At 71.1% G+C, this 17,669-nt stretch carries 16 protein-coding genes and 1 pseudogene; 10 read left to right on the top strand and 7 right to left on the bottom strand.

Annotated elements, in window-relative coordinates; all coding sequences use genetic code 11:
- Nucleotides 1-317: 317 nt before the first annotated feature.
- Complete coding sequence (locus VOI19_RS01730) at nt 318-1,520, top strand: acyltransferase family protein (RefSeq protein ID WP_323791229.1); 1,203 nt, start codon at nt 318-320, stop codon at nt 1,518-1,520.
- A 19-nt stretch (nt 1,521-1,539) separates the two neighbouring features.
- Here VOI19_RS01730 and VOI19_RS01725 read toward each other — a convergent pair whose 3' ends face one another.
- On the bottom strand, nt 1,540-2,793 hold the full coding sequence (locus VOI19_RS01725) for a metallophosphoesterase family protein (protein ID WP_323791228.1): 1,254 nt from the start codon (nt 2,791-2,793) through the stop codon (nt 1,540-1,542).
- Between the two features lie 206 nt (nt 2,794-2,999).
- Between VOI19_RS01725 and VOI19_RS01720 the strand changes: the two genes are divergently transcribed.
- From VOI19_RS01720 to VOI19_RS01705, 4 genes are all read left to right on the top strand, one after another.
- A complete protein-coding gene (locus VOI19_RS01720; protein WP_323791227.1) occupies nt 3,000-3,230 on the top strand; it encodes a hypothetical protein in 231 nt (76 codons plus the stop codon).
- Nucleotides 3,231-3,314: 84 nt separating this feature from the next.
- Nucleotides 3,315-4,493, top strand: coding sequence for an NADH:flavin oxidoreductase (locus tag VOI19_RS01715; RefSeq protein WP_323791226.1), 1,179 nt, complete (start codon nt 3,315-3,317; stop codon nt 4,491-4,493).
- 82 nt (nt 4,494-4,575) lie between these two features.
- Nucleotides 4,576-5,694 carry a diacylglycerol kinase gene (locus VOI19_RS01710; RefSeq protein WP_323791225.1) on the top strand — a complete coding sequence of 373 codons (1,119 nt, stop codon included), beginning with the start codon at nt 4,576-4,578 and terminating at the stop codon, nt 5,692-5,694.
- Nucleotides 5,691-6,494, top strand: coding sequence for an SDR family oxidoreductase (locus tag VOI19_RS01705; protein WP_323791224.1), 804 nt, complete (start codon nt 5,691-5,693; stop codon nt 6,492-6,494). The genes VOI19_RS01710 and VOI19_RS01705 overlap by 4 nt, the downstream gene beginning before the upstream one ends.
- Here VOI19_RS01705 and VOI19_RS01700 read toward each other — a convergent pair.
- From VOI19_RS01700 to VOI19_RS01690, 3 genes are read right to left on the bottom strand one after another with little or no spacing between them, the layout of a single operon-like run.
- Nucleotides 6,418-7,266 carry a hypothetical protein gene (locus VOI19_RS01700; RefSeq protein WP_323791223.1) on the bottom strand — a complete coding sequence of 283 codons (849 nt, stop codon included), beginning with the start codon at nt 7,264-7,266 and terminating at the stop codon, nt 6,418-6,420. The genes VOI19_RS01705 and VOI19_RS01700 overlap by 77 nt on opposite strands.
- Before the next feature lie 5 nt (nt 7,267-7,271).
- Nucleotides 7,272-8,684 carry a hypothetical protein gene (locus tag VOI19_RS01695; protein ID WP_323791222.1) on the bottom strand — a complete coding sequence of 471 codons (1,413 nt, stop codon included), beginning with the start codon at nt 8,682-8,684 and terminating at the stop codon, nt 7,272-7,274.
- Nucleotides 8,681-9,376 carry a hypothetical protein gene (locus tag VOI19_RS01690; protein ID WP_323791221.1) on the bottom strand — a complete coding sequence of 232 codons (696 nt, stop codon included), beginning with the start codon at nt 9,374-9,376 and terminating at the stop codon, nt 8,681-8,683. Before VOI19_RS01690 ends, VOI19_RS01695 begins: the two co-directional genes overlap by 4 nt.
- Before the next feature lie 146 nt (nt 9,377-9,522).
- On the opposite strand from VOI19_RS01690, the gene VOI19_RS01685 reads away from it, so the two are divergent.
- Nucleotides 9,523-10,626, top strand: a complete 1,104-nt coding sequence (locus VOI19_RS01685; protein WP_323791220.1) for an MBL fold metallo-hydrolase — start codon at nt 9,523-9,525, stop codon at nt 10,624-10,626.
- Here VOI19_RS01685 and VOI19_RS01680 read toward each other — a convergent pair.
- Genes VOI19_RS01680 through VOI19_RS01670 form a run of 3 tightly spaced genes read right to left on the bottom strand, consistent with a single transcriptional unit; the run spans nt 10,611 to nt 12,753 of the window.
- Nucleotides 10,611-11,054 (bottom strand): GNAT family N-acetyltransferase, encoded by a 444-nt coding sequence (locus VOI19_RS01680; RefSeq protein ID WP_323791219.1) that lies wholly within the window; start codon nt 11,052-11,054, stop codon nt 10,611-10,613. The two genes, VOI19_RS01685 and VOI19_RS01680, sit on opposite strands and share 16 nt — an antisense overlap.
- Nucleotides 11,051-11,956 (bottom strand): alpha/beta hydrolase, encoded by a 906-nt coding sequence (locus VOI19_RS01675; protein ID WP_323791218.1) that lies wholly within the window; start codon nt 11,954-11,956, stop codon nt 11,051-11,053. Before VOI19_RS01675 ends, VOI19_RS01680 begins: the two co-directional genes overlap by 4 nt.
- 38 nt (nt 11,957-11,994) lie before the next feature.
- Nucleotides 11,995-12,753 (bottom strand): CAP domain-containing protein, encoded by a 759-nt coding sequence (locus VOI19_RS01670; RefSeq protein WP_323791217.1) that lies wholly within the window; start codon nt 12,751-12,753, stop codon nt 11,995-11,997.
- A 313-nt stretch (nt 12,754-13,066) separates the two neighbouring features.
- On the opposite strand from VOI19_RS01670, the gene VOI19_RS01665 reads away from it, so the two are divergent.
- The 4 genes and pseudogenes from VOI19_RS01665 to VOI19_RS01650 all read left to right on the top strand — a co-directional run.
- Nucleotides 13,067-14,182 carry a thiamine ABC transporter substrate-binding protein gene (locus VOI19_RS01665; protein ID WP_323791230.1) on the top strand — a complete coding sequence of 372 codons (1,116 nt, stop codon included), beginning with the start codon at nt 13,067-13,069 and terminating at the stop codon, nt 14,180-14,182.
- Between the two features lie 17 nt (nt 14,183-14,199).
- Entirely contained in the window at nt 14,200-15,834 is a 1,635-nt protein-coding gene (locus VOI19_RS01660) for an ABC transporter permease (protein WP_323791216.1), read from the top strand.
- A gap of 34 nt (nt 15,835-15,868) precedes the next feature.
- A complete protein-coding gene (locus VOI19_RS01655) occupies nt 15,869-16,957 on the top strand; it encodes an ABC transporter ATP-binding protein (protein WP_323791215.1) in 1,089 nt (362 codons plus the stop codon).
- 193 nt (nt 16,958-17,150) lie between these two features.
- Nucleotides 17,151-17,669 (top strand): annotated as a pseudogene (locus tag VOI19_RS01650) (putrescine ABC transporter permease PotH); the annotation flags it as partial.

Here is a 17,669-nt window from a genome sequence, read left to right as displayed (position 1 = left end):
CGGCCCTCGCCTGCCGGCGACGAGGCGTTCGCTCACGACGGCAAGATCCGCGGCGACCTCATCTCCCGTGCGCTGGCCGAGCTCGGACCGGAACGGGCGAGCCGACTCATCGACGACCTGCGTGACGTCAACGACGCCTGGGACGTCGCTCTGGACTCGCCACGCGAGTCCTGACGCTCCCGGTCCCGCGCCTCGATCTTCCGACGGCTCACCACCAGCCACCCATCCGGTGCGGGTGAGAGTTCCGCCACAAACCCGCTGAAATCGGCGGTCTCGAATGGGACCAGATGAGGCGACTTGCCTACCGTGGCGGCGACATGACCTCACTGGCCATCCCCTCCGCCCCCTCAGCCCCCTCAGCCCCCGCAGCCCCCGCACTCCCGTCGTCGCCGACGCGGGAGCGGTTGCGCTGGCCTGACGTCGCCAAGGGCGCGAGCATCCTGCTGGTCGTCCTGCACCACCTGGTCGTCAAGGACTACCTGTTCCTCGTCGCCCCGGCCTTCACGCCGATCGCGGACGCCTGGCACGGGCTGAGCTACGGCCTGAAGCCGGTGCGGATGCCACTCTTCTTCGTCGTCAGCGGCTTCTTCGCAGCCGGTGCGGTCGCTCGACCCTGGCGTGCGTCGTGGCGCCGGATCGTGTCGAGCTACTACCTCTACCTGGTGTGGTTGACGGTCTTCATCGGGATCTACGCCGTCGAGCGCGACCTCCCCGCCAACCGCGTCACCAGCGTGGCCGACCTGCTGGGCGAGCTCGTGTGGGCGGCCTCGAGCATGTGGTTCCTCTACGCCCTCGCGGTCTACTTCGTGATCGCCAAGGTCTTCCGCCCGCTCCCGCCGGTCGCCGTCGTCGCGGCTGCTGCGGTGCTCGCCGCCTCGGTGTCGTGGCTGGGGATCGAGGAGAACAACCGGTTCTCGGTGCTGCTGCACCTGGTCTACTTCCTCGTCGGCGCCTACTTCCCGCAGTTCTGGCGCAGTCTCGCCGTACGTCGGGTGTCGGTTCCGGCCCTGCTCGCCCTGACCGTCGCCTACTCCGCCGCCGCAGCCTTCGTGTTCGCGGGTCCGTTGCCGTGGAGCCTCGGAGCGGTCGGCGCCTCGGTGTTGGGCATCCCGCTGGGGATCCTGCTGGCAGCGCGCTGGGCCGACTCGCGCGTGGGCGAGGTCCTGGCGTGGGTCGGGCAGCGCACCCTGCGCGTCTACGTGCTCCACCTCGTGGTCCTCGTGGCGCTGGTGCAGCTGCCGATCGGGCTGGGGGAGGGCGGCCTGGTGAGCCTGGTCGCCACGGCGACCTATCCGATCGTGATGAGCGGCGTCATCGTGGCCGGCTGCTTCGGGCTGCACCACGTGCTGGTCCGCCTCGGTGCCGGCTGGCTCTTCGAGCTGCCGCGAGCGCTCGATCGGCGACTGGCTGCTGCGGCCTCCCCGCCGGTCGGGACCGGAGATTCTGCGCCCGCCGACCGGATGGGCCGCGCAGCGTCGGAGAAGGTGCCGAGCCAGTCCAGGGCGGGCACCGCCGAGTAGAACCGGATCGCCGGCTCGGTCAGTCGCCGGTGGGCACCAGGATCCCGCTGGGGCCGCTGAGGGTGGCACCGCCGCGAGCACGGCTGACCAGGGTCGCCGTACCGATCGTCGAGACGGTCTCGCCGACGTCGATCTGGGTGGGCAGGCCGGAGCGGCGGGTCTCCCACAGGCGGGGCTTGCTCGGGTCGTGCGCGTGCTGGACGTCGTAGTCGCGCAGCGTGACGTACATGCGGTCGTCGTAGACGTCGAGCACGAGCGCGGTCGTGAGGCTGAACTGGAAGATGCCGCCGTGGGCGATCTGGACGATGCCGTCGTCCTCGGCGGCGGTCGTGTCGTGGACCTCGCCGGTGAGGTAGAGGTCGACGCCGAAGCGCTCGAAGATCTTCCACAGCCGCGACTTCTCGGCCTCGGGATAGCTGAGGCCACTCGAGCTGCGCGCTCGCACCGGGCCCAGGATCGGCGTGTGGGCCTGGACGACGACCCACTCGACGTCATCGCGCTGGGCCCGTCGCAGCACCTGTCGCAGCCACCGCAGCTGCTGTGGGTCGACCCTCACCCGGGCGCGTTCGCGGGTGATGTCGAAGACGTCGAGGGTGATGACCTGCAGCTCCGGAGTGGGCCGTCCGGCGTAGGCCGTCAGTCGCGCCGGGCCCGACGGGTGGTCGGCGAAGAGTGGCTTCCCCCGGGCATCGGTGGTGAACGCGCGGGCGAACTCGGCCCTGAAGTCGTCGGCCAGCGCGCGCTTGCGCCGCGGCCACGGGTCGTCGCCGTACTCGTGGTCGCCCATCGCGGGGAAGGCGCTCAGCCCGTGCTGGGCGAAGCGCTGCTTCCACTGCGGGTAGTAGGTGCGCGCGGCTCGCTGGAGGGCCAGTCGCTGCTCCGCGCGGGTGCTCACGGGGCCGAAGTTTCCGGAGTCGAGGTCGTCGTAGCCCCAACGGCCGTTGGTGAGGTCACCGGCCACCAGGACCCCGGCGGGCTCGAGGTCCTGCCAGTCGTCGAGGATCCGGTCGAGGGCGACCTCGTGGGCGGCGTTGGTCGAGTTGGTGGTGCGGGTCCCTGCCGGCAGGGCCGACCAGAACCCGGGGCCGGCGGCCAGGTCGCCGACGTCGCCGTTGAGGAAGTCGGGGCTGGAGATCAGGCGGACGTCGGGCGTGAGGGTGGCCGGACCGCCGGAGATGACGCGCGGGACCAGGTCGACGTTGGTCGTGTCGGCTCCGCGCGTCGTGGTCACCCGGCCGCCGACCCGCTCGCCCGTCTCGCCGACGACGAGCATCGTGAAGGTGAGGGCCTCGACACAGTGAGCAGACGAGGTCGGACCCGACGATCGCCGAGCGAAGCGCGCTGACGCTGCTGGCGGTGCACGAGTCGGGGATGCTCACGACCTGGGCGTGCTCGAGCGCGACACGCACGGCGTCTGCCGGCGCCGAGAGGTCGATCCGGGCGCGCAGCTGAGTGGGCGAGCGCACTGGGCTCGGCACCGTGTCGAGCCACGTGACGGTGTCGCGGCTCCCGTCGACGGCTGACGACGCTGCGCCGACGTCGGCGATCGAGGAGGCGGCGTGGCCGCCGAGCCCGATCATGGCGAGGGTGGCGAGGACGGCGATGCCGGCGGTGCCGGCGGTGCCGGCGGTGCCGGCGGTGAAGGACGCTGCGACGCGGCTGGATGGCACTGTCGTCCCCCTCACCGTCGTCGTCCCTGCACTGCGGTGAGGGCTGTCTGGACCGAAGCGTAGGCGATCGGCGTCCGCTCGGTGGACCCTTCGAGCCTCGACTAGAACACGTTACAGTTTCGAGGTGACCGTTCCCGACGTCCTCGCCCCGGCCCGCCTCGGCCCGATCGACCTGCGCAACCGCGTGGTCAAGGCCGCGACCTTCGAGGGGCGCACGCCGCACGGCCAGGTGACCGACGAGCTCATCGACTTCCACCTCGGGCCGGCGCGAGGCGGGGTCGGCCTCACCACCGTGGCCTATCTCGCGGTCGCCCCCGAGGGGCGCACGCATGCGGAGGTGATCGTCGTCGGCGACGACACCGCTGCCGGGTTGGCGCGCCTCGCTGACGCCGTGCACGACACCGGCGCCGCGATCGCCGGACAGGTCGGCCACGCCGGGCCGGTCGCCAACGGTCGCTCGAACGGCGTGCGCGCGGTCGCGTCGAGCCGGATGCCGAGCCCGCTGTCGCTGCAGATGATCGGCTCTGCCACCGAGCGCGACCTGACGAGGATCACCCGTGCCTACGTGGGCGCCTCGCGCACGCTCGTGGACGCCGGGTTCGACGTCCTCGAGCTGCACATGGCGCACAGCTACCTGATCTCCTCCTTCCTCGCGCCCGGGCTCAACAAGCGCCGCGATCGCTGGGGTGGCCCTCTGGAGAACCGCGCCCGGCTCGCCCGCCAGATCGCCCGAGCGGTGCGCGAGGAGGTCGGCGACGAGGCTGCGGTGACCGCCAAGGTCAGCGTGAGCGACGGCTTCAAGGGCGGTGTCACGACCGATGCCGGGCTCGACCTCGCCGAGCTGCTCGAGAGCGACGGGCACCTCGACGCGCTGCAGCTCTCCGGCGGTAGCTCGCTGATGAACCCCATGTATCTCTTCCGCGGAGAGGCTCCGGTGGCGGAGTTCGCGGCCGCGATGCCGCTCGCCGTACGACTGGGCCTGAAGACCCCGATCGGGCGCTCCTTCATGAAGACCTACCCGTTCGAGGAGGCCTACTTCCGCGAGAAGGCGCTGCGCTTTCGTGAGCGGGTGTCGATGCCGCTGATGCTGCTCGGTGGGATCAACCGGCTCGAGACGATGGAGCAGGCGATGGCCGACGGCTTCGAGTACGTCGCCCTGGGGCGCGCGCTGCTGCGCGAGCCCGACCTGATCTCGCGCCTCGCCGCCGGCCGTCAGCTCGAGGGGGCCTGCATCCATTGCAACCGCTGCATGCCCACCATCTACTCCGACGCCGGCACCTTCTGTCCCGAGGTTCCCGCCTGAGGATCGCCCGCCGTGGCCCGGCGCCTGCAGGTAAGTGAGCAATCCCTTCCGCGAAACTAGAACCTGTTCTACTCTTGCGCGCATGTCCCAAGTGATCCCTGAGAAGCCCCTGCGTGCAGTCGTCTGGTCGACCGGAACGATCGGTCGCCACGCGATCGCCGGCATCGACGCCCATCCCGACCTCGAGCTCATCGGGGTGTGGGTGTCCAACCCGGAGAAGGACGGCAAGGACGCCGGGATCCTGGCCGACCTCGGCCGCGAGCTGGGCGTGCTGGCCACCACCGACCGCGACGCGCTGATCGCGCTCGCGCCCGACGTCATCGTGCACACGGCGATGGCCGACGACCGGGTCTTCGAGTGCATCGAGGACCTGATCTCCTTCGTCGAGGCCGGCATCAACGTCACCTCGAGCGGACCCGTGCTGCTGCAGTGGCCCGACAAGATCCTGCCGCCCGAGTTCATCGAGCGCATCGAGAACGCGTGCAAGGCCGGCAACGCGAGCATCCACGTCAACGGCATCGACCCCGGCTTCGCCAACGACGTGCTGCCGCTGGTGATGACGAGCCTGAGCCAGCGCATCGACGAGGTGCGGGTCATGGAGATCTGCGACTACTCCACCTACTACCAGCCCGTGGTGATGGGCGAGCTCTTCGGCTTCGGCAAGCCGATGGACGAGCTCGGCATGCTGTGGCACCCGGGCATCCTCACCATGGCGTGGGGCAGTGTCGTCCGCCAGATCGCGGCCGGCCTCGACATCGTCCTCGACGAGCCCCTCACCGAGGAGGTCGACCGCCGCGCGGCCGAGAAGGACACGCCGTCGGTCTCCGGTGACGTGCCCGCCGGCACGATGGGAGCGGTGCGGTTCCAGCTGATCGGCAAGGTGGATGGCGTGACGCGCGTCGTCCTCGAGCACGTCACCCGCACCGACGCCTCCACCCAGCCCGAGTGGGACACCCCGCCGGCCGGCACCGACGGCTGCTACCGGGTCAAGATCACCGGCGAGCCGATGATGCAGGTCGACTTCACCCACCACGGCGAGCACGGCGACCACAACGTGAGCGGCATGATCACCACCGCGCAGCGCATCATCAACGCTGCGCCTGCCGTCGTCGCGGCGCCGCCGGGCATCGTCACCGCCCTCGACCTGCCGCTCGTGACCGGCCGAGGCCTGGTCGCCGGGGCCTCCCGGGGTGAGAAGTGAGCATCCTCGACCGCTTCGCCGTCACCGACCAGGTCGCGATCGTGACGGGGGCCGGTCGCGGTCTCGGCGCCGCGACCGCCGTCGCGCTCGCGGAGGCGGGCTCCGATGTCCTCATCTCGGCGCGCACCCAGAAGCAGCTCGACCGCGTCGCTGACGCCGTGCGCGCCACCGGTCGACGCTGCCTCGTCGTCCCGGCCGACCTGTCCGACCTCGACGCGGTTGCCGGCCTGGCACAGGCGGCGTACGACGAGTTCGGCCGGCTCGACACGGTCGTCAACAACGTCGGTGGCACCTTCCCCACCGAGTTCCTCAAGACCACCAACGACTTCCTCAACGAGGCGTTCAGCTTCAACGTCACCACCGCCCACGCGCTCTCGGTGGCGGCGGTGCCGCTCATGCTCAGCTCGGCGCCCGAGGCGCAGAAGTCGATCACCACGATCTCCTCGATGATGGGTCGCACGGCCGACCGCGGCTTCATCGCCTACGGCACGGCGAAGGCCGCCCTGGCGCACTGGACCAAGATGGCCGCGCAGGACCTCTCCCCGAAGGTGCGCGTCAACGGCATCTACGTCGGCTCGATCATGACCAGCGCGCTCGAGTACGTCGCCGGGCAGCCCGAGATGATGGCGCAGCTCGAAGGCAAGACTCCGCTCGGTCGGGTCGGGGAGCCCGAGGACATCGCCGCAGCGGTGCTCTACTTGTCCTCGCAGGCCGGGCAGTACGTCACGGGCAAGATGCTCGAGGTCGACGGTGGCATCCAGCAGCCGACGCTCGACCTCGGCTTTCCCGACGTGTCCTGAGTCCGGCGGCCGTGGCCGGGACGAAGCAGGCGCCCACCAAGGGGGCCCACCACCACAGCGGTACGGCGGGGCTCAGGCTGACGCTCACGAGGCCCTCTTGGTCGGAGTCCTGCACGTGCACGCTCCCGACGGACCCGGCACTCAGGACCACCGCATCGGCCTGGTCGCCGGCCTCCAGGCGGATCGGCAGGAGGCCGGTGCCGACGTAGGTCGCCTCTGCTCCGCCCTGCTCGTCGGCGGTGAAGCCGAGCTGCTGGGCGCCGATGAACGGCTGGTAGACGGTGATCGCGACGCTGAAGGCCACGGCGCCGAGCACGAGGGTAAGCGGCAGCCGTGACGGTCGGCGGACGAGCCGGCGCGCCGCGGCGACGAGGAAGCCGCCGATGAGCAGTACCGGTGCGGCTGCGACGAGCCAGCCCACGCCGTGCCAGGTGGCCTCGACGCGTCCGACGACGTCGCCGGGCGAGAGTGCCCACGGGTCCGGGCCGGAGATCACGCCCTCGGTGGCGAGGGTGCCGTCGTCGTTGATCGCGGTGACCAGGTGGCTGTACGTCGTGGGCGTGCCGGGCGGCTGGAAGGTGATGAAGTCGCCGGCCCGCAGGTCGTCGGCGTCGACCGGTGCGACCCAGAGCAGCGTCCCGACCGGGGCTCGGGCGCCCATCGACGGGGTCTCGACACGCTGCCACTCACCACCACCGAGGCGCCACCACAGGCACACGACGATGAACACGAGCAGGAGCGCGGTCGCGCCCCGCACCAGGACCTGGCTCACGACCTTCACCCGATCACCGCCGACTCCGCGCCGGACCAGGTGAAGGTCTGGGTCCACGCACTGTCGACCGGGCGGCTCTGGGCGCGGTGGGAGAGCGGCACGTGGAGGCGCAGGCCGGACAGGTCGGTGGTGTAGCCGACGCCGCGCCTGATCGTGAGGGTCGCGACCTGGGAGGCGCCCGGAGCGGGTGCGCCGACCTGGCGCCAGGTGTTGTCGGCGAACGACGACAGCGGGGTGTCGGTCGCGGGGGAGGCCGCGGGGCCGGTGAAGGACCAGCTGATGTTCACCTTGCTGCAGGGCGCTGACATGGTCGCGGGGAGGGTGTCGTCGAAGGTGGTGGTGCCGGAGTCGGCGAGGAGCCAGTGGTCGGTGGCGTTGCTGGTCGCGGTGTTGAAGGCGGTTTGGGTGGTGGGCTTGCCGAGGGTGGAGCCGCTCGGGATGCTCCCGGAGCTCAGGACGACGAAGTTGGAGAGCGAGGCCTTCACGTAGGCGGTGCCCAGGCCGGTCACCGAGGTCGGGGCGTAGCCCAGGTGCCAGTGGCCGGGATAGCTGGAGAACGAGGACAGCAAAGCGCCGGTGACGTCCGCCTGCTGCACGCCGTCCACCCAGAGCTGGATGCGAGGGAGCAGCCCGAGGCCCAGGACGCTCAGTCCGCCGAGGGTGACGTAGGCGAAGTGCCAGAGCCCGTCGGCGTACCCCGACGCGGTGGAGGTGACCGTGGAGCCGGCGACGTTCCAGACGAAGCGCAGCTTGCCGGTGGCGTCGAGGGAGAGCGCCCGGTCGGCGGCGCCGGTGCCGTTGGCAGGGGAGGTGCCGAAGCTGAAGAGCGGGCCGGTGGTGCCCGGGGCGGCCTTGAACCACACGCCGATCCCCGCCACCGTCGCGGACGAGAGCAGCGATCCGCCGGGCTGGGTCGAGGAGGCGGCCGAGGTCGCGTAGCCGCCCGGTGCACCGCCGTCCAACGTCACGAAGCCGGAGTCGGTCATCGGTCCGCCGGTGGGGCTGAAGGTCGCGCCGTAGCGCGGCAGCAGCGGGTTGGCCCCGGCGACCCGGTTGTCGAGCTTCACCGGCGCGCACGACGCGGCACGGACCTCGCCCTTGAGGTCGTCGGCGCCGAGGGTGCCGTAATTGGTGATCGTGTCGACCGCCGAGACGCCGGCAGCAGTGGCGCCCAGCGCCGGGGCCAGGCTGGCCGAGCACGCCTGACTGCCCGCGACGCGGCGGACCGTGGAGCAGGCGGTGGCCTGGTAGGCGTGGGAGAAGGCGAGCTCACCGCTGCGAGCGGTGCTGGTGCCACCGACGACGCCGGCGGTCCAGGCCGACCGCGTGGCGTCGGTGCTCACGGCCAGCAGGCCCAGGGCGACCGCGGCGACGGACAGCAGCGTCCGCCAGTGGTGCCGCGGAACGCCGTCCGTCACGACTGGGAGAGGGTCCAGGTGAGCGGCTGCGAGACCGTGACGCCCTGGGCAAGGACCGAGGCGTTGCCGGCCAGCTTGACGGTGAAGCGGCAGGTCCACTGGGCGCCGGAGTTGAGGTCGCCGACAAGGGCCGTGTGGGTCGCGGCGGCCGTCGGGGGCTTGGCGGCGGTGTAGGCCAGATCGATCCACGGGACGCCGTCGAAGGTCGCACCCGCCGTGCAGCTGACGGCCACCGTCAGGTCGCCGCTGGCGCAGAGGTCGGCGACCGTCGGTGTCTCTGTGCCTGCCTCTGGGGTCTGGGTGCAGGCCCCCGGCGCGACCGCGAACGAGGCCGCGTTGGCGTCACCGACGTTCTTGAAGGTGATGTCGGTGACCTTCTGCTGCCCGGGGCTGAGCGGGGCAGCGGTGCCGCCGTACTTGTTGATGGTCGTGCAGGTGTAGTTGTTGGTCGTGGGGGCGTCGCTCGAGAAGCAGGTGTTCGCGCCGCTGGTCTCGCTGAGGATGACCGCTGCGGCGGTCTTGACGGTGTTGGTGTCGTTGGCGATCACGGCCGAGGTCCACGACGACAGGGTGCCGTTGACACCGAGCACGAGGATGGTGGCCGCGACGGCGCCGCTGCCCCAGAGGGCCGCGACGGAGCGGCTGCGGGGTGCGCCGGCGTGGGGCGTGGGATTCTGGGTCTGGTCGGGCATGGGGGGTGCTCCTGAGCTGGAGAAGTCGGGGGAGTGGGCTCCCTTCGCATCGGCGTGTGTCACGACCTCCTGAGGGACTTATGGTAAAGAAACTGGACGCCGGGCCGTCGCGGTCCGGAGGAGCCGGTGGCCGTAGGGTCTGGCGGGTGAGCCACGACCCCGGAGTCCCCACCGCGTACGCCGTCTCTCCCGACTCGGGGGAGCACTGGACGGCGGAGGGCGCCTGGGAGGTCGAGCCCGGCATCCACCGGATCCCGCTGCCGCTCCCGATGGACGGGCTCAAGGCGATCAACGTCTACGTGATCGAGACCGACTCCGGCCTGACGCTCGTCGACGGCGGCTGGGCGATCCCGGTCGCCCGCGATCTCCTCGAGCGCTGCCTCAAGGAGATCGGCGCCGGCTTCGCCGACATCGACCGGTTCCTGGTGACCCACGTCCACCGCGACCACTTCACCATGGCGACGGTGCTGGGCCGCGAGCTCGGGATCGACGTGGCGCTCGGCGAGGGCGAGCGGTCGGCGCTGGACCTGCTCAACAACGTCGCCGACCTCACCGAGAACCCCTTCCACGCGGTGCTGCGCTCAGCCGGGGCGCACCGGGTGGTCGAGGAGTGGGAGCGGATCGTGGGCGAGGACGAGGGCCCGGACTCCCTGCTCTGGCAGTACCCGACGACCTGGCTCGAGGGCGACCACCAGATCCCCGTCGGTGCCCGCACCCTCGACGCGGTGCACACCCCCGGTCACACCCCCGGCCACTACGTCTTCGCCGACAAGGCTGCCTCGCTGCTCTTCGCCGGCGACCACGTGCTGCCGACGATCACGCCGTCCATCGGTTTCACCGTGCCGCCGATGGAGCAGCCGCTGATGGCCTTCATGGCCTCGCTCACCAAGGTCCGCGAGCTGCCCGACCTGCAGGTCCTGCCGGCCCACGGCCCGGTCGCGGTCTCGTCGCACGCCCGCGTCGACGCGCTCCTCGACCACCACGAGGAGCGGCTGCGCGACAGTCTCGCGGGGCTGCCCGCCGCTGACGGTGCCGCGGGCAGTGCTGCCGGTGGCGTGCCGCCCGCGACGTCGTACGACGTGGCGCAAACGCTGGGCTGGACCCGTCACCTCCACGACTTCGCCACGCTCGACATCTTCAGCCAGGGCATGGCCGCGATGGAGACCAAGGCCCACCTCGACCTGCTCGTCGCCCGCGGTCAGGCCACGAGCCACGACACGGCGGACGGCGTGGGCTACACCCGTTCCTGACTCCGCCGCATCGGCAGGTGGGCGATGTCGTCCTCGAGGAACTCGGGGCCGTCGACCTCGAAGCCGTGCGTGGCGTACCACCCGGCCAGCGGGGTCTGGGCGTCGAGCACGACCTCGCGGCCGCCGGTGACGGCCAGCGCGGTGCGCATCAGGACGTCGGCCAGTCCCTGACCCCGGGCCTCGCGGACCAGGGCGACCCGACCGATTCGCCACGCGGCGCCGTCGTCGAGCACCCGGGCGCAGCCCAGCAGTGCGGCGTCACCGGTGAGCAGCACGTGGCGGGTGCCGGGCTCGACGTCGCGGCCGTCGAGGTCGGGGTAGGGGCACTCCTGCTCGACGACGAAGACGTCCTGGCGCAGCCGGGCCAATGAGTGGACCTCGGTGGCGGTGAGCCGGTCGAAGGGAACGGCGACGCAGGTGAGGCTCATCGGAGGAACTCCTGCACGTAACGCCACGCGGTGCGCGCCTCGGGGATCGGCATGAGCGGGAAGACGTGGATCAGGTCGGGGGCCTCGAGATAGGTGAGGTCCCAGTCGCCGGAGCGCAGGGCGGCGGCACGGTCCGCGAGCAGCCGGCAGCCCGGCACCAGCAGGTCACGCGACCCGCAGATCATCAGGGTGCGGGGCAGGTGGGCCAGGTCGCCCAGGGCGGGGGAGACCTCGAAGCGCGCCAGGTCGTCGGGGCTCCCGGCCCACCACCCGGCGTACACGTCGAGCTTGGTGATCTGGAGCCACGGGTCGACGTCGTCGAGGTCGTAGGTCTCCGGGGTGCTGGTCGTCAGGTCGACCCAGGGCGAGAGCAGCAGCAGCTCGCTGGGCTGGGCGCCGCCTCGGTCGCGCAGCGCCTGGGCCAGGGCGAGCGCGATGCCGCCGCCGGCGGAGTCGCCGGCCACCAGCACCCGGTCCTGCGTCGCGCACCGCTCGGCGAGGTCGTCGAGCAGCACCTCGTGGTGGGCCCGCCAGTCGTGGCTCGGCGCGAGCGGGTAGTCGGGCATCACGACCTCGGCGTCGAGCACCTCGGCGAGACGGAGGGCGTACTTGGTGTGCAGCGGGTCGGCCGGCGCGACGAAGCCGCCGCCGTGCAGGTAGTAGACGGTGCTCCGCGGACGTCGTCCTCGCGGACGGATCACGTGCACCGGGAAGGGTGCGTCGGTCGTCGTGACCTCGTAGCGACGCTCGAAGCGCCGTACGCCCTTGGTCGGCAGCGACCGGTCGACGGTGGCCTGGCACTCCTCGAGGCGGGCGCGCTCCTGCTCGGGGGAGTCGAGCGGCACGGTGCCGCGCAGGCGGGGGACGACGTAGGCGAGGGCCTGGTGGCTGAGGCTGGGCACGAGGCGAGCCTGCCACGGACCGGGTGACCCGGCCGATCTCAGTAGTCGGCGAAGTTCTGCGTGAAGTACGTGCCGTACCGGGCGGTGTCGCTCGTGGCGTACCCGATCCCGAGGTGGGTGAACTCGCCGAGCAGGTTGGCGCGGTGACCCGGGGAGTCGTACCACTCGTCGACCACCTGGTCGGGCTCGTAGCCGGCGGCGATGTTCTCCGCGGCCCCGGTCCATCCGGGCGGGTACTGCGAGGTGTAGTCGGGGTTGTGACGGAAGTCGTCGGACTCCGCCATGTGGTCGCTCCAGTCCTGCGCGACGGTGGTGAGCTCGTCCATCAGCAGCAGGGGTGGCAGGTCGTGCTGTGCGCGGTAGGTGTTGGTGTCGTCGAGGATCAGCTGGACGACGTCGATGTCGGCGGAGGATCGCGCGTCGACGACCACCTTCGACGACGCCGCGCGGGTCCGAGCGGTCTTCGAGACCCGCACGCGGTAGGTCACCGAGCCCGACCGTGCGGTGTCGTCCAGCGCGAAGCGTCCGGACTTCCGCACCCGGCCGCGGTCGACGGCGGTCCAGGTGCCGCGGACCTTCTTCTTGAGCACGGCCCGTGCCCCGGTCGCCCTTCGGTCGGTGCGCCCACGGAAGTGAACGGTCTCCCCCTCGACCGGATGACTGCTGGCGGCGACCGAGACGGCCGGCTTCACCCGTCGCTCACCCGCCGACGACGAGGCCGTGACCGTCGCCAGCGGCACCAGGGCCAGAAGCGTCGCCGTGGCGAGGGTGGCGAGGGTGCGAGCAAGAACTGACATCCGAGAAGCTCCTCGGGAGTGGGGGGATGCACCTGCCCGAGACCAGCGCACTACCAGGGTACGCCGGAAAGCCGCCGTCGGAGCCGAAAGTCGCAGGCAGCCCAGGGTGCCCACCCCACACGGGGCGGTGCCACTCACCCTCGGCCGTGGGATAGCGTTGAGGACAGTCCAGAAATCAGACAGGGGAGCCCGAGGCAATCGGGATGAGAGGGCGCTTCCACGCCGCGCCGACCCTCCGAACCTGGCCGCGTCACGTCCGAGCTCGCACCAGCAGGTGCACGCGCGGGCCCGACCGGCGAAGGGAGTCCTCGTGATGACACGTCACGCCACCCGCACGTCCCGCTCCAGCCGCCCGCTCCTGGTCACGACCAGCCTCGCCGCCCTCGCGCTGATCGGGTCCTCGTGCTCGTTCGTCGGGGCCGACGGTGCCGATGGTGCCGATGGTGCCGGAGACGCCCCGACCGAGGAGGGCAGCGGCCCGGTCGTCCTCCTCACCCACAACGACTTCTCGCTGCCCGACGAGGTCGTGGCCGCGTTCGAGGAGCAGTCGGGCCACACCCTCGACGTCCGCCCGACCGACGGCGTGGGCAACCTCGTCAACCTCGTCGCCGAGCAGGCCGGCAAGCCCTCGGGCGACGTCGTCTTCGGCGTCGACAACACCTTCGCCTCGCGTGTCCTCGGCGCCGAAGCGCTCACGTCGTACGACGGCGAGCTGCCGTCGGGCGTCGCGACCTACGCGCTGCCGGGCGACGACGACGGCGCGCTCGTGCCCGTCGACAACGGCAACGTGTGCGTCAACATCGACGACACCTGGTTCGCCGACGAGGGGATCGCTCCGCCGGCCACCCTCGACGACCTCACCGACCCGACCTACGCGGGCCTGTTCGCGGTGCCGAGCGCCGCCACGAGCTCGCCCGGCCTGGCGTTCCTGCTCGCCACGATCGCCGAGTACGGCGACGACTGGCCGACCTACTGGGAGGACCTCGTCGCCAACGACGCCACCATCGTGGCCGGCTGGTCGGAGGCCTACTTCGGCGAGTTCACCCAGGGCGGCAGCGGCGGCACGCTGCCCATCGTCGTCTCCTACGACTCCTCCCCGGCCTTCACCGTGGACAAGAAGCAGAGCGCCACGAGCACCAGCGCCCTGCTCGACACCTGCTACCAGCAGGTCGAGTACGCCGCCGCGCTCGACGGCGCGGCCAACCCGGCGGGTGCCCAGGCGCTCCTTGAGTTCATGGTCGGGCCCGAGGTGCAGGCCGCCCTTCCCGAGTCGATGTACGTGTTCCCCGTCGTCGAGGGCACCGAGCTGCCGACGGCGTGGGCGACGTTCGCTGCGCGTCCCGAGACGTCGTACGAGGTCGACCCGGCCGACATCGAGGCCAACCGTGAGGCCTGGCTCGTCGAGTGGACCGACGTGATCAGCCGCTGAGCGAGCGCAGGCACAGCATGAAGCGCACCGCGTCGCTCGTCGCACTGGCGGCGCTGCCCGTCGGCGTGCTCGCGGTGTTCTTCGTGCTGCCCGTGGCCGGGATGCTCGGTCGGGGTCTCTGGCCCGACGGGTCGTTCGCGCCCGGCGCGATGCTCGACGTGCTCGCCCGGCCGCGCGTGGGTCGGGTGGTCTGGTTCACCGTGTGGTCCTCGTCGGTCGCCACCGTCGTCGCGGTCCTGCTGGGGCTGCCGGCCGCCTACGTCCTGCACCGGCTGGACTTCCCGCTGCGCGGGGCCCTGCGCTCGGCGCTGCTGGTGCCGTTCGTGCTGCCCACGGTGGTGGTGGGCGTCGCGTTCCGCCAGCTGCTGCGCGAGGGAGGTCCGCTCGGCTTTCTCGATCTCGACGGCACCCCGGTCGCGATCGTGGCGGGACTGGTCTTCTTCAACGTGGCGGTGGTGATCCGCACGGTCGGCGCCACCTGGGAGGGGCTGGACCCGCGTCCCGCCGAGGCCGCGGCCGCCCTCGGTGCGAGCCCTGCGCGGGTCTTCACCTCCGTCACGCTGCCGGCCCTGCGACCGGCGATCGTGTCGGCTGCGAGCGTCGTGTTCCTCTTCTGCGCGACGGCGTTCGGTGTCGTGCTGATCCTCGGTGGCGTGCGCTACGCCTCGGTCGAGACCGAGATCTACCTGCTGACCACCGTCCTCTACGACCTCCAGGGAGCAGCCGCCCTCTCGATCGTGCAGCTGGTCGCCGTCGTGGGGCTGCTCACCGTCGCGGCCCGGGTACGACGCGTGCCGGACCCGACGGTGCAGCGTGCGGTCCCGAGGCCCCACCGGCCCCGGCGCTCCGACCTGCCGCAGGTCGCCGCGACCGCGCTGCTCCTCGGTCTCCTCGCCGCGCCGATCGTCGCGCTGGTCACCCAGTCGCTGCGCGTCGACGGGGCGTGGAGCCTGACCAACTACCGCAACCTGACCACGACCGGCGACGACCAGGTGCTGCTCGTGCCGGTCACCACGGCGCTGCGCAACTCGCTGCAGACCGCCCTGGACGCCACCTGGATCGCGCTGCTGCTCGGCCTGCTCGTGGCGATCGTGCTGACCCGCCGCTCGCGCTCCGCGGGGGAGCGTCGCGTGCGAGCGGTGCTCGACGGCTTCTTCATGCTGCCGCTCGGGGTCTCCGCGGTCACCCTCGGCTTCGGGTTCCTGGTCACCCTCGGCCGAGAGCCGCTGGACCTGCGCACCTGGCCGCTGCTCGTGCCGGTCGCCCAGGCCCTGGTCGCCCTGCCGCTGGTGGTGCGCACCCTGGTGCCGGTGCTCGCGGGCATCGACGACCGCCAGCGCCAGGCGGCGGCGTCCCTGGGTGCGGGGGCGATGCGCACCGCGCTCACGGTCGACGTCCCGATCGTGCTGCGCCCGGTGGCCGCAGCGGCAGGCTTCGCGTTCGCCGTCTCGCTAGGCGAGTTCGGGGCGACGTCGTTCCTCTCCCGCGCCGACCACCCGACCGTGCCGGTCGTGATCTTCCGGCTGCTGGGGCGCCCGGGCGAGGGCAACTACGGCATGGCCCTGGCCGCCTCGGTCGTGCTGGCCGCGACGACCGCCCTGGTGATCCTGGCGGTCGAGCGGCTGCGGGTGCGAGGAGTGGGGTCGTGGTGATGTCAGTGACGAGCAGCAACGAGCAGGAGCGCGCATGTTGAGCCTGGAGCACGTGTCGGTGTCCTACGACGGCACGCCCGCAGTCGTGGACGCCTCGCTCGAGGTGCCCGACGCCTCGGTCGTCGCCGTGCTGGGCCCGTCGGGCTGCGGCAAGTCGACGTTGCTGCGCGCGGTCGCCGGCCTGGAGCGTCCGACGAGCGGCACGATCTGCTGGGACGGTGCGGACCTGGGCGGCGTACCCACTCACAAGCGGGGCTTCGCGCTGATGTTCCAGGACGGCCAGCTCTTCTCCCACCTGAGCGTGGCCCGCAACGTCGGCTACGCCCTGCGCCTGCGACGCCCCGGACAGCCGCGACGTGGCTCCGGCGACATCGAGGCGAGGATTGCCGGACTCCTCACCCTCGTCGGCCTTGAGGGGTACGACGCCCGCCTCCCCGGCACGCTCTCGGGTGGCGAGCGGCAGCGCGTCGCCCTGGCCCGCTCCCTCGCCAAGGCTCCGAAGCTCCTCCTCCTCGACGAACCGCTCGGCGCGCTCGACCGCAAGCTGCGCGAGGAAACGCAGTTCGAACTGATGGATATTCAGGAGAAAACCGGCACCACCTTCGTCATCGTCACCCACGATCAGGGGGAGGCGATGACCGTCGCCTCCCGCGTGGCGGTGATGGACGAAGGCAAGCTGATGCAGGTCTCCACCCCCGACCGGATCTATGAAACACCGCAAAGCGTCTATGTCGCGGATTTCATTGGCGATGTGAACATCATCCAGGGCCGCGCGACCCAGTCCGGCGACAAGGTTCTGGTCAACTGGGCCGAGGGCCAGTCGCCCTTCACCGCCCAGACCGCCACCGCCTTTGCGCCCGATCAGACATGCTGGCTCGCCATCCGCCCGGAAAAGATCGCGATTTCGGCGGACCGGACCGACCATGCCAACACGGTCCAGGGCAAGGTGCTGGACATCGCCTATCTGGGCAATATCTCCACCTATCACGTCGAACTCCCCTCCGGCCATGTGATCAAGGCGCAAGAGGCGAACACCCGCCGCATCGCCCGCCGCGCCTTCACATGGGAGGATCCCGTCTGGCTCGGCTGGACCGACACCGCCGGGGTGCTGCTGGACAGATGACGCGCCCCTTCCGCCATACCCGCCCCTCGGCCGCCCGGATCGCCCGTGGACCGGCGCCAACCCCACCCCTTTCATCTTTCTCAAAATACTCAAAAAGCCGCCCGCAGGCCCAAATCCCGCCCTGTCCCGATACGCGCCCGGCTCCCGGAGCCTTCGCACCGAACCACGGCCCCACATCCGCCCAGGGATCCCCATGCGCCGCCTGATCCTGATCGCCATCCCCTATCTCTGGCTGCTGGCGCTGTTCCTGATCCCCTTCGTGATCGTGCTGAAAATCGCGCTCTCCGACACGGTCCTGGCGATCCCGCCCTATGCGCCACAGCTCGACCTCTCCGCCGGATGGCAGGGGATCAAGGATTTCTTCGCCGAACTCGACTTTGAAAACTTCACCTTCCTCACCACCGACGATCTCTACTGGAAGGCCTATCTGTCTTCCCTGCGCATCGCCCTGATCTCGACCCTGCTCACCCTGCTGGTCGGCTTTCCCATGGCCTACGGCATGGCCCGCGCGCCCGAGGAATGGCGCCCGACCCTGATGATGCTGGTGATCCTGCCCTTCTGGACCAGCTTCCTGATCCGGGTCTATTCCTGGATGGGGATCCTCGCCAACGAAGGTCTGTTGAACCAGTTCCTGCTCTGGACCGGGCTGATCGACACACCGCTGCAGATCCTCAACACCACCTGGGCGGTCTATATCGGCATCACCTACACC

Source organism: Nocardioides sp. (assembly GCF_034670285.1).
GTDB lineage: Bacteria > Actinomycetota > Actinomycetes > Propionibacteriales > Nocardioidaceae > Nocardioides.
The sequence above is the reverse complement of the archived record's forward strand: the minus strand, read 5'-3'. Positions and strand labels throughout refer to the sequence as shown.